Genomic DNA, 396 nt, shown 5'->3' on the forward strand with positions numbered 1-396 from the left:
TACGACTTCCGCTTTCCCAGCCCAGGGTTGCGGGCGTAGTCCGCTACCCTGGGTAGCTGCACAACTATTATAGCTACTCTGAAGGAGTTGCGATTAGCCGAAGGCGTTATGCTCGGTTAATAATAATCGTCTACACCTTTTTTTTCCATTATCCTGCTGGAGGTAACGCCTACGGCTAAACGCAACAATTTACCTTTCCGCGTCGCAAAGCGCCGCGCCGGTGACCTTCGGTTCAGCGTTGCTACCTTTTTTGTACCAATACCCAGGGTAGAGGCGCTTCGCACCTCAACCCTGGGCTGTGAAATCGCAACTCCTACAGAGTTGCCGGGGGTGCGTACCGTCTGCGCCGTACTGCCTATATCATCGACCAAGGTAAAACAACTCCGCACCTCAACC

Annotated in this window: 1 protein-coding gene; it reads right to left on the minus strand. The window is 53.3% G+C overall.

Translation table 11 applies throughout. The features are described 5' to 3' along the window. Positions 1 to 116: 116 nt before the first annotated feature. On the minus strand, positions 117 to 396 hold a 280-nt coding region (locus CIK87_RS14535; protein ID WP_216822753.1), incomplete at its 5' end, for a hypothetical protein.

It is taken from the genome of Prevotella sp. P5-64 (assembly GCF_002251285.1).
Taxonomy (GTDB): domain Bacteria; phylum Bacteroidota; class Bacteroidia; order Bacteroidales; family Bacteroidaceae; genus Prevotella.